This window comes from Pseudomonas sp. KB_12 (genome assembly GCF_052114545.1).
Lineage (GTDB): Bacteria > Pseudomonadota > Gammaproteobacteria > Pseudomonadales > Pseudomonadaceae > Aquipseudomonas > Aquipseudomonas brassicacearum.
In genome coordinates this window covers 1-18616 of the sequence record NZ_JBFREY010000060.1, presented here as the reverse complement: position 1 = coordinate 18616, position 18616 = coordinate 1, and the positions used below count along the sequence as shown (strand labels likewise).

Annotated in this window: 18 protein-coding genes; 4 read left to right on the top strand and 14 right to left on the bottom strand. The window is 61.5% G+C overall.

Annotated features, from left to right (window positions below):
• The coding region (locus tag AB4Z20_RS27315) for an OprD family outer membrane porin (protein ID WP_442091110.1) at nt 1-243 on the top strand (243 nt) is incomplete at its 5' end.
• Nucleotides 244-467: 224 nt separating this feature from the next.
• Here AB4Z20_RS27315 and pcaC read toward each other — a convergent pair.
• The 11 genes from pcaC to pcaR all read right to left on the bottom strand — a co-directional run bounded on the left by pcaC (nt 468) and on the right by pcaR (nt 11499).
• Nucleotides 468-860 carry a 4-carboxymuconolactone decarboxylase gene (gene pcaC, locus AB4Z20_RS27310; protein ID WP_014336968.1) on the bottom strand — a complete coding sequence of 131 codons (393 nt, stop codon included), beginning with the start codon at nt 858-860 and terminating at the stop codon, nt 468-470.
• A 10-nt stretch (nt 861-870) separates the two neighbouring features.
• Nucleotides 871-1671 carry a 3-oxoadipate enol-lactonase gene (pcaD, locus tag AB4Z20_RS27305; RefSeq protein WP_442091108.1) on the bottom strand — a complete coding sequence of 267 codons (801 nt, stop codon included), beginning with the start codon at nt 1669-1671 and terminating at the stop codon, nt 871-873.
• Between the two features lie 12 nt (nt 1672-1683).
• Nucleotides 1684-3048 (bottom strand): 3-carboxy-cis,cis-muconate cycloisomerase, encoded by a 1365-nt coding sequence (locus AB4Z20_RS27300; protein ID WP_253472129.1) that lies wholly within the window; start codon nt 3046-3048, stop codon nt 1684-1686.
• A 44-nt stretch (nt 3049-3092) separates the two neighbouring features.
• Nucleotides 3093-4388: an MFS family transporter gene (locus AB4Z20_RS27295; protein ID WP_253472127.1), complete on the bottom strand. Its 1296-nt coding sequence runs from the start codon at nt 4386-4388 to the stop codon at nt 3093-3095.
• A gap of 316 nt (nt 4389-4704) precedes the next feature.
• Entirely contained in the window at nt 4705-5271 is a 567-nt protein-coding gene (pcaG, locus tag AB4Z20_RS27290; protein ID WP_024619589.1) for a protocatechuate 3,4-dioxygenase subunit alpha, read from the bottom strand.
• Nucleotide 5272: 1 nt separating this feature from the next.
• Nucleotides 5273-5977, bottom strand: a complete 705-nt coding sequence (pcaH, locus tag AB4Z20_RS27285) for a protocatechuate 3,4-dioxygenase subunit beta (RefSeq protein ID WP_024619588.1) — start codon at nt 5975-5977, stop codon at nt 5273-5275.
• A 37-nt stretch (nt 5978-6014) separates the two neighbouring features.
• Complete coding sequence (gene pcaF / locus AB4Z20_RS27280; RefSeq protein ID WP_258691209.1) at nt 6015-7220, bottom strand: 3-oxoadipyl-CoA thiolase; 1206 nt, start codon at nt 7218-7220, stop codon at nt 6015-6017.
• Nucleotides 7217-7996: a CoA-transferase subunit beta gene (locus tag AB4Z20_RS27275; RefSeq protein ID WP_053178376.1), complete on the bottom strand. Its 780-nt coding sequence runs from the start codon at nt 7994-7996 to the stop codon at nt 7217-7219. The genes pcaF and AB4Z20_RS27275 overlap by 4 nt, the downstream gene beginning before the upstream one ends.
• Entirely contained in the window at nt 7993-8853 is an 861-nt protein-coding gene (locus tag AB4Z20_RS27270; protein ID WP_003198638.1) for a CoA transferase subunit A, read from the bottom strand. The genes AB4Z20_RS27275 and AB4Z20_RS27270 overlap by 4 nt, the downstream gene beginning before the upstream one ends.
• A 316-nt stretch (nt 8854-9169) precedes the next feature.
• A complete protein-coding gene (locus AB4Z20_RS27265) occupies nt 9170-10516 on the bottom strand; it encodes an MFS transporter (RefSeq protein WP_253472125.1) in 1347 nt (448 codons plus the stop codon).
• Between the two features lie 140 nt (nt 10517-10656).
• Nucleotides 10657-11499 carry a pca regulon transcriptional regulator PcaR gene (gene pcaR, locus AB4Z20_RS27260; protein WP_003184507.1) on the bottom strand — a complete coding sequence of 281 codons (843 nt, stop codon included), beginning with the start codon at nt 11497-11499 and terminating at the stop codon, nt 10657-10659.
• 580 nt (nt 11500-12079) lie between these two features.
• Here pcaR and AB4Z20_RS27255 point away from each other — a divergent pair.
• The gene (locus AB4Z20_RS27255; protein ID WP_003184509.1) at nt 12080-12280 is read left to right on the top strand and encodes a hypothetical protein; all 201 of its coding nucleotides are present in this window, start codon (nt 12080-12082) and stop codon (nt 12278-12280) included.
• 365 nt (nt 12281-12645) lie between these two features.
• On the top strand, nt 12646-14121 hold the full coding sequence (locus AB4Z20_RS27250; RefSeq protein ID WP_253472123.1) for an inorganic phosphate transporter: 1476 nt from the start codon (nt 12646-12648) through the stop codon (nt 14119-14121).
• A 254-nt stretch (nt 14122-14375) separates the two neighbouring features.
• Here the strand turns inward: AB4Z20_RS27250 and ccoM are convergent, their stop codons facing one another.
• The 3 genes from ccoM to AB4Z20_RS27235 form a co-directional block, all read right to left on the bottom strand.
• Nucleotides 14376-14492, bottom strand: coding sequence for a cytochrome c oxidase subunit CcoM (gene ccoM, locus AB4Z20_RS27245; protein ID WP_025212288.1), 117 nt, complete (start codon nt 14490-14492; stop codon nt 14376-14378).
• Between the two features lie 144 nt (nt 14493-14636).
• A complete protein-coding gene (locus AB4Z20_RS27240; protein ID WP_003198631.1) occupies nt 14637-14798 on the bottom strand; it encodes a hypothetical protein in 162 nt (53 codons plus the stop codon).
• Between the two features lie 94 nt (nt 14799-14892).
• Nucleotides 14893-15234, bottom strand: a complete 342-nt coding sequence (locus AB4Z20_RS27235) for an aspartate-semialdehyde dehydrogenase (RefSeq protein WP_230152715.1) — start codon at nt 15232-15234, stop codon at nt 14893-14895.
• Between the two features lie 229 nt (nt 15235-15463).
• Between AB4Z20_RS27235 and rapA the strand changes: the two genes are divergently transcribed.
• Nucleotides 15464-18310, top strand: coding sequence for an RNA polymerase-associated protein RapA (rapA, locus tag AB4Z20_RS27230; RefSeq protein WP_442091103.1), 2847 nt, complete (start codon nt 15464-15466; stop codon nt 18308-18310).
• The last annotated feature ends 306 nt before the right edge of the window (nt 18311-18616 follow it).

The following is an 18616-nucleotide window of genomic DNA, read 5'->3' as shown; positions in this document are numbered from 1 at the left end:
GCCGTCGGCGTGCCGGGCCTGACCCTGATGAACCGCTACATCAGCGGTGACAACGTGCACACCGCCACTGTTGACGACGGCAAGGAGTGGGGCCGCGAAACCGAGCTGGCCTACACCGTGCAAAGCGGCGCGCTGAAGAGCCTCAATGTGAAGTGGCGCAACTCGACGATGCGTCGGGATTACAGCACCAATGAGTTCGATGAGAACCGGTTGATCATCAGCTATCCGATCAGCTTGCTGTAAAAGCCAAACCTGGATGGAGGCTGTACCACCGTCATCGCGAGCAGGCTCGCTCCCACAGGGAATCGGTGCCGAGCACAAAACCTGTGCTCACTGAAGATCCCGTGTGGGAGCAAAACTTGCTCGCGATCGCGGTGGGTCAGTGGCATTTCTGGTGAGTGTGGCATTGCATCGCGAGCAAGCTTTGCTCCCACAGCATTGACTCCCACAGGGATTGGCGGTGGTTCTCAAGCCCGCGATTCGACGCCCAATTCATCCCACACCGACTCGGCCAGGTGGAAGGTGGCGTTGGCCGCCGGGATGCCGCAGTAGATGGCGCTCTGCATGATCACTTCCTTGATCTCGCTGCGGCTCACACCGTTGTTGGCGGCGGCGCGCAGGTGCAGCTTGAGTTCTTCGTTGCGGTTCATGCCGATCAGCATGGCAATGGTGATCAGGCTGCGGGTGTGGCGCGGCAGGCCCGGGCGGGTCCAGATGTCGCCCCAGGCGTGGCGGGTGATCATCTCCTGGAACTCGCTGTTGAACTCGGTCAGGGCATTGAGGCTGCGATCGACGTGGGCATCGCCCAGCACCGCGCGGCGTACTTGCATGCCTTCGTCGTAACGTTGTTTCTCGTCCACAAAAAACTCCTCAGGCACGGCTAGAATCAAGCAGGAAATCCAGCACCCGCGCGCTGAACGCGGCGCCGGCCTGGACGTTGGACAGGTGCGCGGCGTAGAACTCGGCGTACTCGGCCCCACGGACCCGCTCCTGGATAAAGTGCCCACCCGACGGCGGCGTCACGGCATCTTCGGTGCCAGCGATCACCAGCAACGGTACGCGAATCGACGACAACTGCTCGCGAAAATCGGCATCACGCACCGCCGCACAGTTGGCGGCATAGCCCTGAGGCGAAGTGGCGGCGAGCATGTCGGTGATTTTTTTTGCCATCGCAGGCTGGGCTTCGGCAAAGTCAGGGGTAAACCAACGGGCAATCGAGGCATCGCGCAACGCTACCATCGCCGCCTTGCCGTCGCGCAGCACGGTTTCGATGCGCGGGTTCCACACCGACGGATCGCCGATCTTGGCCGCGGTGTTGCACACCACCAGTTTGTGCAGGCGCTCGCCGGCGTTGATCCCCAGCCACTGGCCGATCAAACCGCCCATGGACAAGCCACAGAAATACACCTTGTCGAGGTTCAACTGATCAAGCATCGCCAGCACATCGCGGCCCAGTTGTTCGATGCTGTACGGTCCTTCGGTGACCAGCGACTGGCCATGGCCGCGCGTGTCAAAGCGCAACACGCGAAAGTGTTCGCTGAAGGCCGCGACCTGCTCGTCCCACATGTGCAGATCGGTGCCCAGGGAATTGGAGAGCACCAACACAGGGGCGTCTTGCGGCCCATCAAAACGATAGTTCAGATCGCCCTCGGCGAGTTTGACGAATCCCACAACAATCTCCTTTCAGGCATTCAAGGCAAGGTGTTCGGCCACGGCCCGGGCGACCCAGGTCTGGGCTTGTCCGAGGTAGTGCGCCGGGTCGAGCAGATGATCAAGCTCGGTCGCGGATAGCTGCGCAGTGACCTGAGGTTCATCCCCCAGCACATCACGCAAATGCCGTTGCTCGGCCACGGCGCGCTTGCAACATTGCTCCAGCAGATGGTGCGCCGTGTCGCGCCCGACACGCTGGGCCAGGACGATGCTCACCGCTTCGGCCAGCACCAACCCCTGGGTCAGTTCCAGGTTGCGGGCCATGCGCGCCGCGTCCACTTCCAGCCCTTCAGCCAGCAGCCGCGCCTGTTGCAAGGCACCGGACACCAGGCAGCAGATCTCCGGCAGGGTTTCCCATTCGGCGTGCCACAGGCCCAGGCTGCGCTCGTGTTCCTGAGGCATGGCGCTGAACAACGTCGACAACAAACCAGGCACACGCGTCGCCGCGCCGATCAGCACTGCCGCACCCACCGGGTTGCGCTTGTGCGGCATGGTGGACGAACCGCCCTTGCCCGGCGCCGACGGCTCGAACGCTTCGCCGGCCTCGGTCTGCATCAACAGGCTGATGTCACGGCCCAGCTTGCCCAGGCTACCGGCGATCAAACCCAGCACCGCGCCGAACTCCACCAGGCGATCGCGCTGGGTATGCCACGGTTGTTCCGGCAGGTTCAGTTGCAACTCGGCGGCCAGGGCTTCGGCGATGGGCAAGGCCTGTTCACCCAAGGCGGCGAGCGTCCCGGAGGCGCCGCCGAATTGCAGCACCAGCAAGCGCGGCTTGAGTTCATTCAAACGTTGGCGACTGCGGGTGATCGCCCCCAGCCAACCGGCGATTTTCATGCCCAGGGTCACCGGCGTCGCGTGTTGCAGCCAAGTGCGCCCGGCCAGCGGCGTAGCGGCGTAGCGTTCGGCTTGTCGGGCCAGGGTGCCAGCCAGTTGCGCCAGTTCTGCCTCGATCAAGCCCAACGCCTGGCGCAGTTGCAGCACCAGCCCGCTGTCCATCACATCCTGGCTGGTCGCGCCCAGGTGCACATAGCGCTCGGCCTCGGCGTTCTCGGTGGCGATGCGCTTGCCTAATGCCTTGACCAACGGGATCGCCGAATTGCCGGCACTGGCAATCGCCTCGCTCAATGCCGAAAAATCGTACAACTGGGCACGGCAGGCGTTCTCGATCGGCGCCACCGCATCCCGGGGGATCAACCCTACCCGCGCCTCGGCCCGGGCCAGCGCGGCCTCGACATCCAGCATGGCCTGGACCCGCCCCGCATCGCAGAACACCTCGCGCATGTCGCGGGCCGTGAAATAGGCATCGAACAGCTGATTGCCCGGTCGTTCGCTCATAAACAGTCCTTGGGTGCGTCGGCCTCACGGCCGGCGCGGTAGGGTCAAAGGTCGTGGTGCAAATACGCCGGCTGCTTGGGCAGGCGCAGGCTGAACAGGAACGCCACCACCATCATCACCGTGACATACCAGTAAAAAGTGTTCTCCATGCCCTGGGCCTTCAGGCTCAAGGCAACGTACTCCGCCGAACCGCCAAAAATCGCATTGGCCACCGCGTAAGCCAACCCTACTCCCAGCGCCCGCACTTCAGGTGGAAACATTTCCGCTTTCACCAGGCCACTGATGGAGGTGTAGAAACTGACAATCGCCAGCGCCAACGTAATCAGGACAAACGCCAGGAACGGGCTGCTGATGCTTTTGAGGGTCAGCAGGATCGGCACCGTGCACAACGCTCCCAGGGCTCCGAACCAGAGCATGGAATTACGCCGGCCGATCCTGTCCGCCAACATGCCGAACAACGGCTGCATGCACATATACAGGAACAGCGCGCCGGTCATGATGTAGCTGGCGGTCTTGGCGTGCAGGCCAGCGGTGTTCACCAGGTATTTCTGCATGTAGGTGGTGAAGGTGTAGAAAATCAGCGAGCCGCCGGCGGTGTAGCCCAGCACGGTGATGAACGCGGCCTTGTGATTGCGAAACAACGCCATGATGCTGCCGGCGTCCTTGTTCTCGCGCATTTCCTTGCTGCTGGTTTCCTTCAGGGAGCGCCGCAGGAACAGGGAAATCAATGCAGCCACGGCGCCCACCACGAATGGAATCCGCCAGCCATAGGCACGCAGTTCGTCTTCACTGAGGAACTGTTGCAGGATCACCACCAGCGACACCGCCAGCAATTGCCCGCCGATCAGCGTCACGTACTGGAACGAAGCAAAAAAGCCGCGTTGGCCCTTGAGGGCGACTTCGCTCATGTAGGTGGCAGTGGTGCCATATTCGCCACCCACCGACAGGCCCTGCAGCAAGCGCGCAAACAACAGCAACAGCGGCGCCCAGACGCCGATGTCCTTGTAGGTGGGCAGGCAGGCGATGAGCAACGAGCCGAAGCACATCATCAGCACCGAGATCATCATTGAATTCTTGCGCCCATGACGGTCCGCCACCCGGCCGAAAATCCAGCCGCCGATGGGTCGCATCAGGAACCCGGCGGCGAACACACCGGCCGTGTTGACCAGTTGCACCGTAGGGTTGTCCGAGGGGAAGAACGCCGGCGCGAAATAAATCGCGCAGAACGCGTAGACGTAGAAGTCGAACCATTCGACCAGGTTGCCGGATGAAGCACCGACGATGGCGAAGATGCGCTTGCTGCGTTCTTCACCGGTGTAGTGGCTGATTGGGGTGGTCATGGGTTATTCACTCGTTGGGGACTTAACAAAGTCTAGACACACTTAGTAACAGCCCCGTTCCACAAACAGACTTTCAAGCAGCAGCGCCTGTACCGTCGCCATCGCGAGCAAGCTCGCTCCCACAGGGCGTGCGTCATCTCTGTGGCGAGGGAGCTTGCTCCCGCTGGCTTGCGCCCGTAGGAGCTGTCGAGCGAAGCGAGGCTGCGATCTTTTCCCAATCACTTGAGTTTCAAGTGAAAGATCAAAAGATCGCAGGCTTCGCCAGCTCCTACAGAGCCGAGCGGGAGCAAGCTCCCTCGCCACAAGAAGCCGCGGCTCAGTAATCGAAGAACACCGTCTCGGCATCTGTGCCCTGCAGGATCACGTTCCACTGATACACGCCCGATGCATCAGGCTTGCTCACGATCGTGGCGCGACGCTCCTCGGGTACGCAGGCCAGCAGCGGGTCGGTTTCGTTGGCCTGTTCGCCGTCGAAATAGATACGCGTCAGCAAATGCTTGACCAGCCCGCGAGCGAACACCAGCACCACCAGGTGCGGTGCCTGGGTCGTACCGTTCAACCCTGGCACAGTGCCCGGCTTGATGGTGGTGAACCGGAAACGCCCTTCGGCATCCACCGGCACCCGGCCGAAACCTTCGAAGTGCGGGTCCAGGGGTTTGTCCTGGTCGTCTTCCGGGTGGGCGTATTTACCGGCGGCGTTGGCCTGCCAGACTTCCAGCATCGCGTCGTTGACGAACTGGCCATTGCCGTCGACCACCTGGCCGGTGATCGCCACGCGCTGGCCGAGGGTTTGTGTGTCGGTCAGGTCTTCGCGGTTTAGCCAGGTCAGGCCGATGTGGTAGTACGGGCCAACGGTGTGGGACGTGGTGGCGGTGAGCGTCATCTTATTTCTCCATCGGCGTGGCATCGCGGCCGCGCAAGACGATGTCCCAGCGGTAACCGAGGGCATAGTTAGGGACGGTTTTTTCCAGGTCGAAACTGGCGATCAGACGTTCCTTGGCACGGGTGTCCGGCACGCAGTTGTAGATCGGGTCGTATTCGAGCAACGGATCGCCCGGAAAATACATCTGCGTCACCAGGCGCGTCAGGATGCTCGGCCCGAACAGTGAGAAATGGATGTGCGCCGGGCGCCAGGCGTTGTGGTGGTTGCCCCACGGATAGGCGCCAGGCTTGATGGTCTGGAACTGATACCAGCCGTCGGCGTCGGTGACGGTACGACCGGTGCCGGTGAAATTCGGGTCCAGCGGCGCGTCATGGTTGTCGCGGTCGTGGTTGTAGCGACCGGCGGCGTTGGCCTGCCAGATCTCCACCAGAATGCCCGGCACCGGCTGGCCATGCTCATCCAGCACGCGCCCGTGAATGATGATCCGCTCCCCCAGCGGCTCGCCGGCATGCTGGGCGGTCAGGTCGTGGTCCTTCTCTTGCACGCGGTCGGCACCGACAGTCGGGCCGGTAATTTCCGACAGCGAATGAGGCAGGAACACCAACGGCTTGGACGGCGAGCGCAGGTTGGTGGACTGGTACGGCGGATGCAGATACTCCGGCTGGGTGCCCGCTTGGGGGCGACGATAACCAGGCTTGTCAGTCATGCAGCGTTCCTCGATTTCTTATTAGTAGGACGACGCGTCAGACGCGTTCGATCGCCAGCGCCAGCCCTTGGCCGACGCCGACACACATGGTCGCCAGGCCTTTCTTGCCGCCGGTCTTTTCCAAGTGATGGAGCGCCGTCATCACCAAGCGCGCCCCGCTCATGCCCAGTGGATGGCCGAGGGCGATGGCGCCGCCGTTCGGGTTGACCTGGGGTGCATCGTCCGCCAGGCCGAGATCGCGCAACACCGCCAGGCCCTGGCTGGCAAACGCTTCATTGAGTTCGATCACATCGAAATCCGCGACCGCCAGGCCCAAGCGCTCAATGAGCTTGCGCACCGCCGGCACCGGACCGACGCCCATCACTCGGGGCGCCACGCCGGCACTGGCCATGCCCAGCACTTTGCCGCGCGGCGTCAGGCCGTGTTTCTTCACCGCCTCGGCCGACGCCAGGATCAGTGCAGCCGCGCCATCGTTGACACCCGAGGCGTTGCCAGCCGTGACGGTCTTGTCGGGGCCGTTGACCGGTTTGAGTTTGCTCAAGGTGTCCAGCGTGGTGTCGGCGCGAGGATGCTCATCCTGCTCGACAACGGTTTCACCCTTTTTATGGGTGATGCGCACTGGAACGATTTCTTCGGCGAAAAAGCCTGCTGCCTGGGCCGCTGCCGTGCGCTGTTGGCTGCGCAAGGCGAAAGCGTCCTGGTCGGCGCGGGACACGGCGTAGTCATCAGCCACGTTATCAGCGGTCTGCGGCATCGCATCAACACCGTACTGGGCTTTCATCAATGGGTTGATGAAACGCCAGCCGATGGTGGTGTCTTCCAGCTTCATGTTGCGGGAAAACGCCGCGTCGGCCTTGCCCATTACGAACGGCGCACGGGACATCGACTCCACCCCACCGGCGATGGCCAGTTCCATTTCACCACTGGCGATGGCGCGGAACGCCGTGCCAATGGCATCCATGCCCGAGGCGCAAAGGCGGTTGAGGGTCACGCCGGGAATGCTCTCCGGCAGGCCCGCCAGCAGCAGCGCCATGCGCGCCACGTTGCGGTTGTCTTCGCCGGCCTGGTTGGCGCAGCCGAGAAACACTTCGTCCACCGCGCTCCAGTCCACCGATGGGTTGCGCTCCATCAGCGCCTTGATCGGCACGGCCGCCAAGTCATCGGCACGCACGGCGGACAAACCGCCGCCAAACCGACCGATGGGGGTTCGAATCGCATCACAGATATAAACGTCGCGCATCAGGCTTCTCCCGGTGCCTGGCCATGGGCCGCCGCGGTACGAGCTTCCAGGTCGCGCAGTGCGCGCAGCTCCACTTCGGTCGGCTCGGCGGTGGTTTGCACCTGGTCGGCGAAACGGATCGCCCACCCGGTGGCCGCAATGACTTGCTCGCGGGTCACGCCGGGGTGCAGCGCAGTGACCACGAACTCATGAGTGCCGGCTTCCGGTTCCATGATGCACAAGTCGGTGATGATACCGACGGGACCGGCGCCTGGCAGGCCCAGGCGTTTGCGCGAATCGCCGCCTTCACCGTGGCCGACCGAAGTGATGAAATCCAGCTTGTCGACAAACGAGCGAGCCGACTGCTTGAGGATGATCAACACGCTCTTGGCCGAACCGGCGATTTCCGGCGCGCCACCGGCACCTGGCAGGCGGACTTTCGGCTGATGGTAGTCGCCCACCACTGTGGTGTTGATGTTGCCGAAACGGTCGACCTGGGCTGCGCCGAGGAAACCGACGTCGATACGCCCGCCCTGCAGCCAGTAGCGAAAAATCTCACCGGTCGGCACGACAGTATCGGCGGTTTCCGCCAGTTCACCGTCACCGATGGACAACGGCAGTACGCTGGGCTTGGCACCGATCGGGCCGGATTCGTAGATCAGCACGACGTCCGGCGACGACGTCAGCCGCGCCAGGTTGGCCGCTTTCGACGGCAGGCCGATGCCAACGAAGCACACGGCATTGTTCTTCAAGCGACGCGCCGCGGCGACGGTCATCATTTCGTTGGTGGAGTAAGTCATGGTTTCACCTGCGAAGCGGCTGCCAGTCTGGCCTGGAATTCACTGAAGTCTTTAGTGCCATGGATGTATTCGTTGATCCATGCGGTAAAGGTCTCACGGTCCCGGGCGATCGGATCCCACGCCTGGTAGAAACGGTTGTCACGCTCGGTGTAGCCGTGGGCGTAGGACGGATGAGCGCCACCCGGCACGAGGCACACGGCGCTCAATGCCCAGGTCGGCAGTACGCAAGCGTTCATCGGTGCGTTCAAGTCGTCGACGATTTCTTCCACGGTGACGATGCAACGTTTGGCGGCCAGGGCGGCTTCTTTCTGCACACCGAGGATGCCCCACAGCAGCACGTTGCCCTTGCGGTCGGCTTTCTGGGCGTGGATCACCGTGATGTCCGGGCGCACCGAAGGTACAGCGGCCAATACTTCACCGGTGAAGGGACAGGTCACGCTCTTGATCAGCGGGTTGACCTTCGGCAGGTCGGAACCGGCGTAGGCTCGCAGCACCGCGAACGGCAGGCCGGAAGCGCCGGCGACGTAGGCGTTGGCCAGGTCGGCGTGGCTGTGTTCCTCGATCTCCAGCGGGTGCGGCCACTGTTTCTCCACGGCATCGCGCAAGCGGTGCAACGACCCTACGCCAGGGTTGCCACCCCAGGAGAAAATCAACTTGCGAGCACAACCGGCGCCGATCAACTGGTCATAGATCAGGTCAGGTGTCATGCGCACCAAGGTCAGATCTTTCTTTCCCTGACGAATGATTTCATGACCCGCCGCCGTAGGAATCAGGTGAGTGAAGCCTTCGAGCGCGACGGTATCGCCGTCGTTGACGAATTGCTTCACCGCGTCGTGCAGCGAAAGGATTTCAGCCATGGGGCAGGCTCCCGTTTTCCAGTAGACCGACATGAAGAAAAAGGCGCGAGGTTAAGCGCCGCAGTGACTGAAGATTAAGCCTGAGGGAAAAGCCAAACAATCCGATAATCGACTGAGTGTTCGTTTATCGAACAGATTGTTGTTGAGCTATCGATTCATCCAAGGACACAGAGCCCCCTGTGGGAGCGAGCTTGCTCGCGATAGCAATGTGTCAGCGATGGATGCATGTCTGATCCACCGCTATCGCGAGCAAGTTCGCTCCCACAAGTGCCCTGCATGCCCTCAGATTTGTTTCCACTGGAGTTAGATCGTGGGCTCAGGTCGCATCCGCATGACTGACCATGCCCTTGATCACCACCGCCGTGGTCGCCAGGGCCGCCGGGATCACCAAGGCGGTCAGGACCTGTTCGAAGTTCCAGCCCAGGCCCAACAGGGTCGCGCCCATCCAGGCGCCGAGGATCGCACCGAAACGACCGATGCCCAGCATCCACGAGACACCGGTGGCCCTACCCTGGGTCGGGTAGAAACGCGCGGCCAGGGAAGGCATCGCCGATTGCGCGCCGTTGACGCACATGCCGGCCACCAGCACCAGGGTGGCGAGCAAGGTGATGTTGCCCAGGCTCTGCCCCACTGCGTAGGCAAACACCCCGGCCATCAGATAGAAAAGGCCGATGACCTTGTGCGGATTGAACCGATCCATCGCCCAACCCACACCGACGGCGCTCAACACGCCGCCGAATTGGAACAGCGCACCGATAAACGCGGCCTGCTCCATGCTCGCGCCGCTGTCGCGCATCAGGGTCGGCAGCCAACTGGTCAACAGGTAGACGATCACCAGCCCCATGAAATAGGTCAGCCACAGCAGCAAGGTGCCAGCGCTGTAGGTGCCGGAAAAAATCACCGCCAGCACATTGCGGGCTTTCACGGTTTTCTGTTCCGGCACACTGAAGCTCGCCGCTTGGGCCACCGTGTTCGGTTCGATCGGTGCCAGGGTCTTGCGCACCTTGTCGGTGCCGCGATTGCGCACCACGAGGTAACGCGCCGACTCCGGCAGCCAGAACAGCAACACGACGGTCAGGATCAACGGCAGGATCCCACCAATCAGCAGCAGGCTGTGCCAACCGAACGCCGGTATCAGCTTGGCGGAGATGAACCCACCGCCGGCCATGCCCAGGTTGAAACCGCAGAACATACTGGTCACCAACAGGGATTTCTTGCGTTCCGGGGTGTATTCCGAGAGCAAGGTGGTGGCGTTCGGCATCCCGGCGCCCAATCCCAGGCCGGTCAGGAAACGCAATACCAACAGTTGATCGACATTGGTGCTGTAGGCCGACGCCAGGCTGAACGCGCCGAACAGCAGGACCGCGCCCACCAGTACGACTTTTCGCCCGAAGCGGTCAGCCAGTGGCCCTGAGCCCAGCGCGCCGAACACCATGCCGATCAGCGCGGCGCTCATCACCGGGCCAAGGCTGGCGCGATCGATGCCCCAATCCTGGGACAGCGCCGGGGCGATGAAGCCCATGGCCGCTGTATCAAGACCGTCGAGGAAAACAATCAGGAAACAGAGAATCACCACCCTCCACTGGTAGCGCGAAATGGGTTGGGCATTGATGAAGGATTGCACATCGAGGCAGTTGCCTACGGAGGTCTGGGGCTGGTTCATTTTATTTTTATTCCACGCGATAAACGCAGGCGAACGATCAGGGACCGGCGAAACACGCCGGATGACGCTGCGCGACATTAATGAGGGCAAGCAAATACCGTCAATTCATCGCCGCCGACTGTGTGCGTTTATCGAACAGCTTAAGTGAACAGTTGCGCGCTCAAGTCGCGGCTGGCGCCCAGCAGGCCTGGCAGGAAACGCTGTTCCAGCTCATTGCGGCTGACCCGCCCGGCATGGGTGCTGACGTTGAGCGCGGCCACCACTTGACCGGAAGCGTCGTACACCGGCACGGCAATCGAACGCAGGCCCTGTTCCAGTTCCTGGTCGACGATGCACCAGCCTTGCTGCCGCACCTGTTGCAGGCATTCAAGCAATGCCTCGGGGGTGTGCAAGGTGCGGCTGGTCTTGGCTTGCAGGTCGGCATGGTCCAGGTAGTCGCGCAGCGAAGCATCATCCAGGGCCGCCAGGAGAATCCTGCCCATCGAAGTGCAATAGGCTGGAAGACGCCCGCCGACCGACAGATCGACCGAAATCAGGCGCTGGGTGGTGGCTGACCGGGCGATATAGAGGATGTCGTCGCCTTCGAGCGTCGCCATATTGCAGGCTTCGTGCAGTTGCTCGCTCATGCGGTCCAGGTACGGCTGGGCAGAAACGGCCAAAGGCGTCGAGGACAGATAGGCGTGCCCCAGGGTCAGCACTTTGGGCAGCAGTGAGTAGGTCCGTCCATCCGTGGTGGCGTAGCCAAGCTTGATCAAGGTATGCAGGCAACGTCTGACGGCGGCGCGAGGGATTTCCGTGCGATGACTGATCTGGGCGATGGTCAGGTGCCGCTTGCGCTCCTGGAAGGCCTGGACCACAGCCAACCCGCGGGCCAGGGAGGTCATGAAATCAGGATCGCCGGTCAGGGCCTGGATCCGCTTGGCCGGTGAGGCGACGATCGGTGGCGCGACTGAAGTGAAAGCATTGCGCAATTGGTCGTTCATGTCTGATCCTTCCCCGGGAATGACGGCTATTACAAGCGGCTGTCCGACGGACAGACAAGGCTCGGACCGTCAACAGTGTTCGATTATCGAACCAGCAACCGATAATCGCAATCCTGCCCGGCATCATGAGTTCGCCAGCCGTCGAACGCGCCATAACAAGTTGAGCGAGAGTGACAAGCGATTTGACGTGAAGACGTCGGCGATATTGAACTTGTCGCCTTGAACGGCATCAGGATATCGGCACTAGCAAGCATCTTCTGAAACCTGATTGACACAAGTTTGCACATACAAACATCGTTTCACACAACAACAGGCCCCCTTTAAATATTTCCCGATAGTGTTATTCAGCTGGACCGCTATAATGCAACTCAGCGACGGTACGGCCAATCGACCGCTCCCGTACGCAGGCACCTTGGTTAATACCCTGGTGCCCGAAGCACCTTTAGGGTCGCTGCCCCTGTATTGGCAACAACACGAAGCCCTGATGCTACGTCAGCTGTCAGCTCTGGTGCCGTGGCCGTCTGCATGTCTACATGCAGTGCGTATCACCAGATTCAATTTCAATTAATTAGGTACAACTGTGACGAAAGACGAACTGCGCGCGGAACTTGAGCGCCAGGAACAACGTTACAAGGAAGTTTACGGCGGGGAAGTCACCACCTACGCCGCACAACCTGAACCGGAACGCAAACCCTGGCGTAAGCGCGCCACCGTTCAGGACCAGGCCTTCACCCAGGAACTCCAGAAAATGGAAAAAGAACTCAAAGCCGAAGAGCAGTGACGCTCTGGGCCTGATGTTCTTGTGAAGAGGTCTCCGGCCGCCACCCAGGCCGGAAACCGCAGCGCACGCCCGCCATGAGCGGGCCGCCATCCGCTCCCGTCCGACGGCCGGGAAGGCTCATGGCCGACCTTCTTTTCAGATATTTCATACAACCGCTCGAAGTGCTCTACAGCGGGCGGCGATCAGGTTCCGGGAGGCTTTGCGCCCCTGAATCAAAGGGTTACGCGCCCCACGGAAAACCTCGCGCCAAAGGTATTCCTACAAATTATTTCGTTGAAGAATGTTGCCGATGAGCAGGCAATGCATCGATTGCCATGGTTTTCTGGCATAATCGCGCCCCCTTATGACCGGGTCAGAAAACCTTCATGATCGATTTATTCAGCGGACTGGATGCTTGGGTGCTTGTGAGCCTCTTGCTCGCCCTGGCTTTTGTCCTCGCCTTCGAGTTCATCAACGGCTTTCATGACACCGCTAACGCGGTTGCCACTGTTATCTACACCAAAGCCATGCCGCCCCATCTGGCGGTGTTCTTTTCCGGTGTGTTCAATTTCCTCGGCGTGCTGCTGGGCGGTGTGGGGGTGGCGTACGCCATCGTTCACTTGCTGCCCGTAGAGCTGCTGATCAATGTGAACACCGGACACGGGCTCGCCATGGTGTTTTCGCTGCTCGCAGCGGCCATTACCTGGAACCTGGGCACCTGGTACTTCGGTATCCCGGCGTCCAGCTCCCACACGTTGATCGGCTCGATCCTCGGCGTGGGCCTGGCCAACGCGTTGATCAACGATATCCCGTTGGCCGATGGGGTGAACTGGCAGAAGGCGATCGATATCGGTGCCTCCCTGGTGTTCTCGCCGATGGCCGGCTTCCTGATCGCTGCCCTGGTGCTGATCGGCCTGAAATGGTGGCGTCCGCTGTCGAAGATGCACAAGACACCGGAACAGCGCCGCAAGATCGATGACAAGAAGCACCCACCGTTCTGGAATCGCCTGGTGCTGGTGATTTCGGCCATGGCCGTCAGCTTTGTGCACGGCTCCAACGATGGCCAGAAAGGCATCGGCCTGATCATGCTGGTGCTGATCGGTATCGTGCCTTCGCAGTTCGTACTCGACCTGAGCAGCACCACGTATCAGATCGAGCGGACCCGCGACGCGACCCTGCACCTGAGTCAGTTCTACCAGCGCAACAACGAATCCCTGGGTGAATTCCTGGCACTGGGCAAGAGCGTGGAAGGCGATCTGCCGGAAAAATTCCGTTGCAACCCACAGCAGACCGAACCCACCATCGATGCCCTGCTCAGTACCCTCAAGGGCGTGGCGGACTACCATTCGCTGCCGTCGGAAAGCCGTATCGAAGTGCGTCGCTACCTGCTCTGCCTGGACGACACGGCGAAGAAGGTCGGCAAGTTGCCAGGCCTGGCAGCTCGTGAGAAAGACGACCTGAACAAACTGCGCAAGGACCTGACCGGCACCACCGAGTACGCCCCGTTCTGGGTGATCCTGGCGGTCGCACTGGCACTGGGCCTGGGCACCATGGTTGGCTGGAAGCGTGTGGTACTGACCATCGGCGAGAAGATCGGCAAGCAAGGCATGACCTACGCCCAGGGCATGTCGGCGCAGATCACCACCGCGTGCATGATTGGCATGGCGAACATCTTCAGCCTGCCGGTTTCCACCACCCACGTACTGTCCTCGGGCGTAGCCGGTACCATGGTCGCGAACAAGAGCGGCCTGCAAGGTGGCACCGTGCGCAATATCCTGCTGGCCTGGGTGCTGACCCTGCCAGCAACGGTGGCGCTGTCGGCCGGGCTGTTCTGGCTGGCGTCCAAGGCCTTGGGCAGCTGATTCCAGCGGCTCAAAAAAGAAGGTGCGATCCTTGCGGTTCGCACCTTTTTTTATGCCCTGACGTCAGACATCTATGGGAGCGAGCTTGCTCGCGATAGCGGTGGGTCAGTCAACACATGTATCTACAGGCATACCGCTATCGCGAGCAAGCTCGCTCCCACAATGGCTTTGTGTAAAACAGAAAACTTGCCCCAAAAAAAAGGGCGACCGAAGTCGCCCAAAATGCCTTGCGTGCTCGTTTTAGCCGGAAAGACCTACGGTTTTTTCCGCTTGTGTGCGTCTTTCCAGATGAATAATCCAAAGCCTGCGAAAAATACGAACATGAGGCCGACCGTCAACACCCCGGCAAACACCACATTATCGAAAAACATGACTGGCCTCCTGGTCTTGCCCCTGTTGCGATGGGTTCAAGTTAACCAATCAGGCCCGGATGAAAATTGACCGGGGTCAATAACGCCCGCAACGGGGCGAAAAGGTGGGGAAATAACTGATCTGCATCAATGGATCGAGGGGGTTCAGCGCTTTTTCGGTTTGTTTTTCGACTTTTTCTTGGGCTTGCCCAACGGCATGGCCTGCTCGAAAGCCTGGCGGACTTCATTGAGGCGTTTTTCGTTGAGGTCGTGAACGCGCTTGGCGCGCTCGGCACTGAGGTCGATCAGCTTGTCGTCTTGGCTCATGGCGTGTGGGCATCGTGCAGTGAATTGCGGATGCGTCCATGATGCGGGCTGTCGGCGGCGTTGACCAGCCTGCGTACGTCGGCAAACGCCTGAATCAGATCTGGATATCGACCCACAAGCCCTGGCGCGACTCTTCGTCTATCAGCGGCACCACCGGCACGGTGTTGTCGGCGTTGAGTTCGGTACCCGGTACGGCCAGATGTTCTTCAGGATCTTCATTGGCCTCGCGGTGGCGCTTGTCGCGCTCCTGCCGGCGACGCTGTTCCTCGCGCAACAGCAGCGCGGCCTCTTCCGGGTCGCGGTTTTGCAGGTCGATGGTGCTTTCGTTGGAACTTTGCTGCACCGGGACCACGGGCGGTATGTCCGGTCGCTGGCGAACCGGATCCTGTTGAGCGGTGATGGGTACGGCGCTCAAAGGGAGCATGGGTGGCAACATAAAGGTCTCCTGTCTTCAGGTTGTCGGCTGATAAAGTGGCAGCTTGAACCGCCGGTCTGAAACTTGTGACCCAGTTGGCATTACAGCGATCCCCAGGGCCGAGCTTGTTTGATCGCTGGGCACGCGTAAGTTCCGTGCCGTCGCTCACTAATCAACGTACGTAATTCCTTTGGTCTGAGGGATCCTTCCGTTAAGATAACCGGCTTTTTCAAGGCGGGAGTCAGGCAGCATGGCGCAGCAGTATCAACCGGGGCAACGCTGGATCAGTGACAGCGAAGCCGAGCTGGGTTTAGGCACCGTTCTGGCACAGGACGGCCGCTTGTTGACCGTGCTCTATCCGGCCACTGGCGACACTCGCCAGTACGCGCTACGGAATGCGCCGCTCACCCGTGTACGGTTTTCGCCGGGCGATGTGATCACTCACTTCGAAGGCTGGAAAATGACCGTGCGCGAAGTCGATGACGTCGACGGGCTGCTGGTCTATCACGGCCTTAACGGACAGAACGAAGTCGTCACCCTGCCGGAAACCCAACTGTCGAACTTTATCCAGTTCCGCCTGGCGAGCGACCGTCTGTTCGCCGGCCAGATCGACCCATTGGCCTGGTTCTCCCTGCGCTACCACACCCTGGAACACACCAGCCGCCAGTTGCAGTCTTCGCTTTGGGGCCTGGGCGGCGTCCGTGCCCAGCCTATCGCCCACCAATTGCACATTGCCCGTGAAGTAGCCGACCGCATTGCGCCGCGGGTGTTGCTGGCGGACGAAGTGGGCCTGGGCAAGACCATCGAGGCCGGCCTGGTCATCCACCGTCAGTTGTTGTCCGGCCGCGCCAACCGCGTCCTGATCCTGGTGCCGGAAAACCTCCAGCACCAATGGCTGGTGGAAATGCGTCGACGTTTCAACCTGCAAGTCGCGCTGTTCGACGAAGAGCGCTTCATCGAAAGCGATGCCAGCAACCCGTTCGAAGACACTCAACTGGCCCTGGTGGCGCTGGAGTGGCTGGTGGACGACGAGAAGGCCCAGGACGCGCTGTTCGCCGCCGGCTGGGACCTGATGGTGGTCGACGAGGCCCATCACCTGGTGTGGCACGAAGACCAGGCCAGCCCGCAATACGCACTGGTCGAACAACTCGCCGAGACGATCCCGGGCGTGCTGCTGCTGACCGCGACCCCGGAACAACTGGGCCAGGACAGCCACTTTGCTCGCCTGCGCCTGCTGGACCCGAATCGCTTCCACGACCTCAAGGCCTTCCGCGCCGAGAGCGAAAACTATCGCCCGGTGGCCGAAGCCGTGCAGGAGTTGTTGGACAAAGGCCGTCTTTCGCCTGAGGCCCACAAGACCATCCACGGCTTTTTGGGCAACGAAGGCGAAGCCTTGCTGACCGCCGTCAATGATGGCGATGTCGAAGCCAGTGCCCGCCTGGTGCGTGAACTGCTGGACCGCCACGGGACCGGCCGCGTGCTGTTTCGCAACACCCGCGCCGCTGTGCAGGGCTTCCCCGAGCGCAAGCTGCACGCCTACCCGCTGCCGTGCCCGGACGAGTACCTCGAGCTGCCCCTGGGCGATCACCCCGAGCTGTACCCGGAAGTCAGCTTCCAGGCCCAGCCGGACGCCAGCGAAGAAGAACGCTGGTGGCGTTTCGACCCGCGGGTCGAGTGGCTGATCGACACCCTGAAGATGCTCAAGCGCACCAAAGTACTGGTGATCTGTGCCCACGCCGAAACCGCCATGGACCTGGAAGACGCCCTGCGCGTACGTTCCGGCATTCCGGCCACAGTGTTCCACGAAGGCATGAACATCCTGGAGCGCGACCGCGCGGCGGCCTATTTCGCCGACGAAGAGTTTGGTGCCCAGGTGCTGATCTGTTCGGAAATCGGCAGTGAGGGGCGCAACTTCCAGTTCGCCCATCACCTGGTGCTGTTCGATCTGCCAGCGCACCCGGACCTGCTCGAGCAACGTATCGGCCGTCTGGACCGGATCGGCCAGAAGCACACCATCGAGCTGCACGCGCCGTACCTGGAAACCAGCCCACAGGCGCGGCTGTTCCAGTGGTATCACGAAGCCCTGAATGCCTTCCTCAACACCTGCCCGACCGGCAACGCCTTGCAGCATCAGTTCGGCCCGCGCCTGCTGCCATTGCTGGAAGAAGCCGACGATGGCCAGTGGCAAGCGCTGATCGACGAAGCCCGCACCGAACGCGAGCGCCTGGAGGCCGAACTGCACACCGGTCGCGACCGTTTGCTGGAGCTCAACTCCGGCGGTGCCGGTGAAGGCGATGCGCTGGTGGAAGCCATTCYCGAGCAGGACGACCAGTTCGCCCTGCCGATCTACATGGAAACCCTGTTCGACGCCTTTGGTATCGACAGCGAGGATCATTCGGAAAACGCGCTGATCCTCAAGCCGAGCGAAAAAATGCTCGACGCCAGCTTCCCGCTGGGCGACGACGAAGGCGTGACCATCACCTACGACCGCAACCAGGCGCTGTCGCGCGAAGACATGCAGTTCATCACCTGGGAGCACCCGATGGTGCAAGGCGGCATGGACCTGGTGCTGTCCGGTTCCATGGGCAACACCGCCGTGGCGCTGATCAAGAACAAGGCCCTCAAGCCCGGCACCATGTTGCTGGAGCTGCTCTACGTCAGTGAGGTAGTGGCCCCGCGCTCGCTGCAACTGGGCCGCTACCTGCCGCCGGCCGCCCTGCGCTGCCTGCTTGACGCCAACGGCAACGACCTGGCCGCCCGGGTTTCGTTCGAAACCTTGAACGACCAGCTCGAAAGCGTGCCACGCGCCAGCGCCAACAAGTTCATCCAGGCCCAGCGCGACCAGCTCACGCCACGGATCAATGCCGGCGAAGAAAAGATCGCCCCGCGTCACTCCGAACGCGTGGCCGAGGCCCAGCGTCGCCTGGCCGCCGATACCGACGAGGAGCTGGCCCGCCTGACCGCCCTGCAAGCGGTCAACCCGACCGTGCGCGACAGCGAACTGGTAGCCCTGCGCCAACAGCGCGAGCAAGGGCTGGCGATGCTTGAGAAGGCGGCGTTGCGTTTGGAGGCGATTCGGGTGTTGGTGGCGGGCTGAGTTTGGCTGGGGCCGTTGTGGTGGTTTTATCGGGTGTATATCCGTTGCTGCGGTAACGGCTGCTGACGGTTCCGCTCTTACAGCGGCTCACTTTTGAGAAGCCCGGGAGCCGGCCCAGTCAAAAGTAAGCAAAACGCTTCATACCCCACCACTCGGTGCCTCGCCTAGGCTCGGCATGCCCTCACTCCGGCATTGCTCCGTGGGCCCGCCGCGAAGGGCCATCCATGGCCCAGCGCGGCTATCCCGGCATCCATGCCGGGATGCCCACTCCACAATGCCTGCGTTCGGCCAGCGTGGTTAACGACG

Excerpts from the sequence above, each read along its gene's own strand:
- AB4Z20_RS27265 (WP_253472125.1), bottom strand. The coding sequence starts at position 10,516 with ATGAACCAGCCCCAGACCTCCGTAGGCAACTGCCTCGATGTGCAATCC.
- AB4Z20_RS27250 (WP_253472123.1), top strand. The coding sequence starts at position 12,646 with ATGATCGATTTATTCAGCGGACTGGATGCTTGGGTGCTTGTGAGCCTC.
- ccoM (WP_025212288.1), bottom strand. The coding sequence starts at position 14,492 with ATGTTTTTCGATAATGTGGTGTTTGCCGGGGTGTTGACGGTCGGCCTC.
- pcaH (WP_024619588.1), bottom strand. The coding sequence starts at position 5,977 with ATGACTGACAAGCCTGGTTATCGTCGCCCCCAAGCGGGCACCCAGCCG.
- pcaR (WP_003184507.1), bottom strand. The coding sequence starts at position 11,499 with ATGAACGACCAATTGCGCAATGCTTTCACTTCAGTCGCGCCACCGATC.
- AB4Z20_RS27295 (WP_253472127.1), bottom strand. The coding sequence starts at position 4,388 with ATGACCACCCCAATCAGCCACTACACCGGTGAAGAACGCAGCAAGCGC.
- AB4Z20_RS27300 (WP_253472129.1), bottom strand. The coding sequence starts at position 3,048 with ATGAGCGAACGACCGGGCAATCAGCTGTTCGATGCCTATTTCACGGCC.
- AB4Z20_RS27270 (WP_003198638.1), bottom strand. The coding sequence starts at position 8,853 with ATGGCTGAAATCCTTTCGCTGCACGACGCGGTGAAGCAATTCGTCAAC.
- AB4Z20_RS27240 (WP_003198631.1), bottom strand. The coding sequence starts at position 14,798 with ATGAGCCAAGACGACAAGCTGATCGACCTCAGTGCCGAGCGCGCCAAG.
- pcaG (WP_024619589.1), bottom strand. The coding sequence starts at position 5,271 with ATGACGCTCACCGCCACCACGTCCCACACCGTTGGCCCGTACTACCAC.
- AB4Z20_RS27275 (WP_053178376.1), bottom strand. The coding sequence starts at position 7,996 with ATGACTTACTCCACCAACGAAATGATGACCGTCGCCGCGGCGCGTCGC.
- AB4Z20_RS27235 (WP_230152715.1), bottom strand. The coding sequence starts at position 15,234 with ATGTTGCCACCCATGCTCCCTTTGAGCGCCGTACCCATCACCGCTCAA.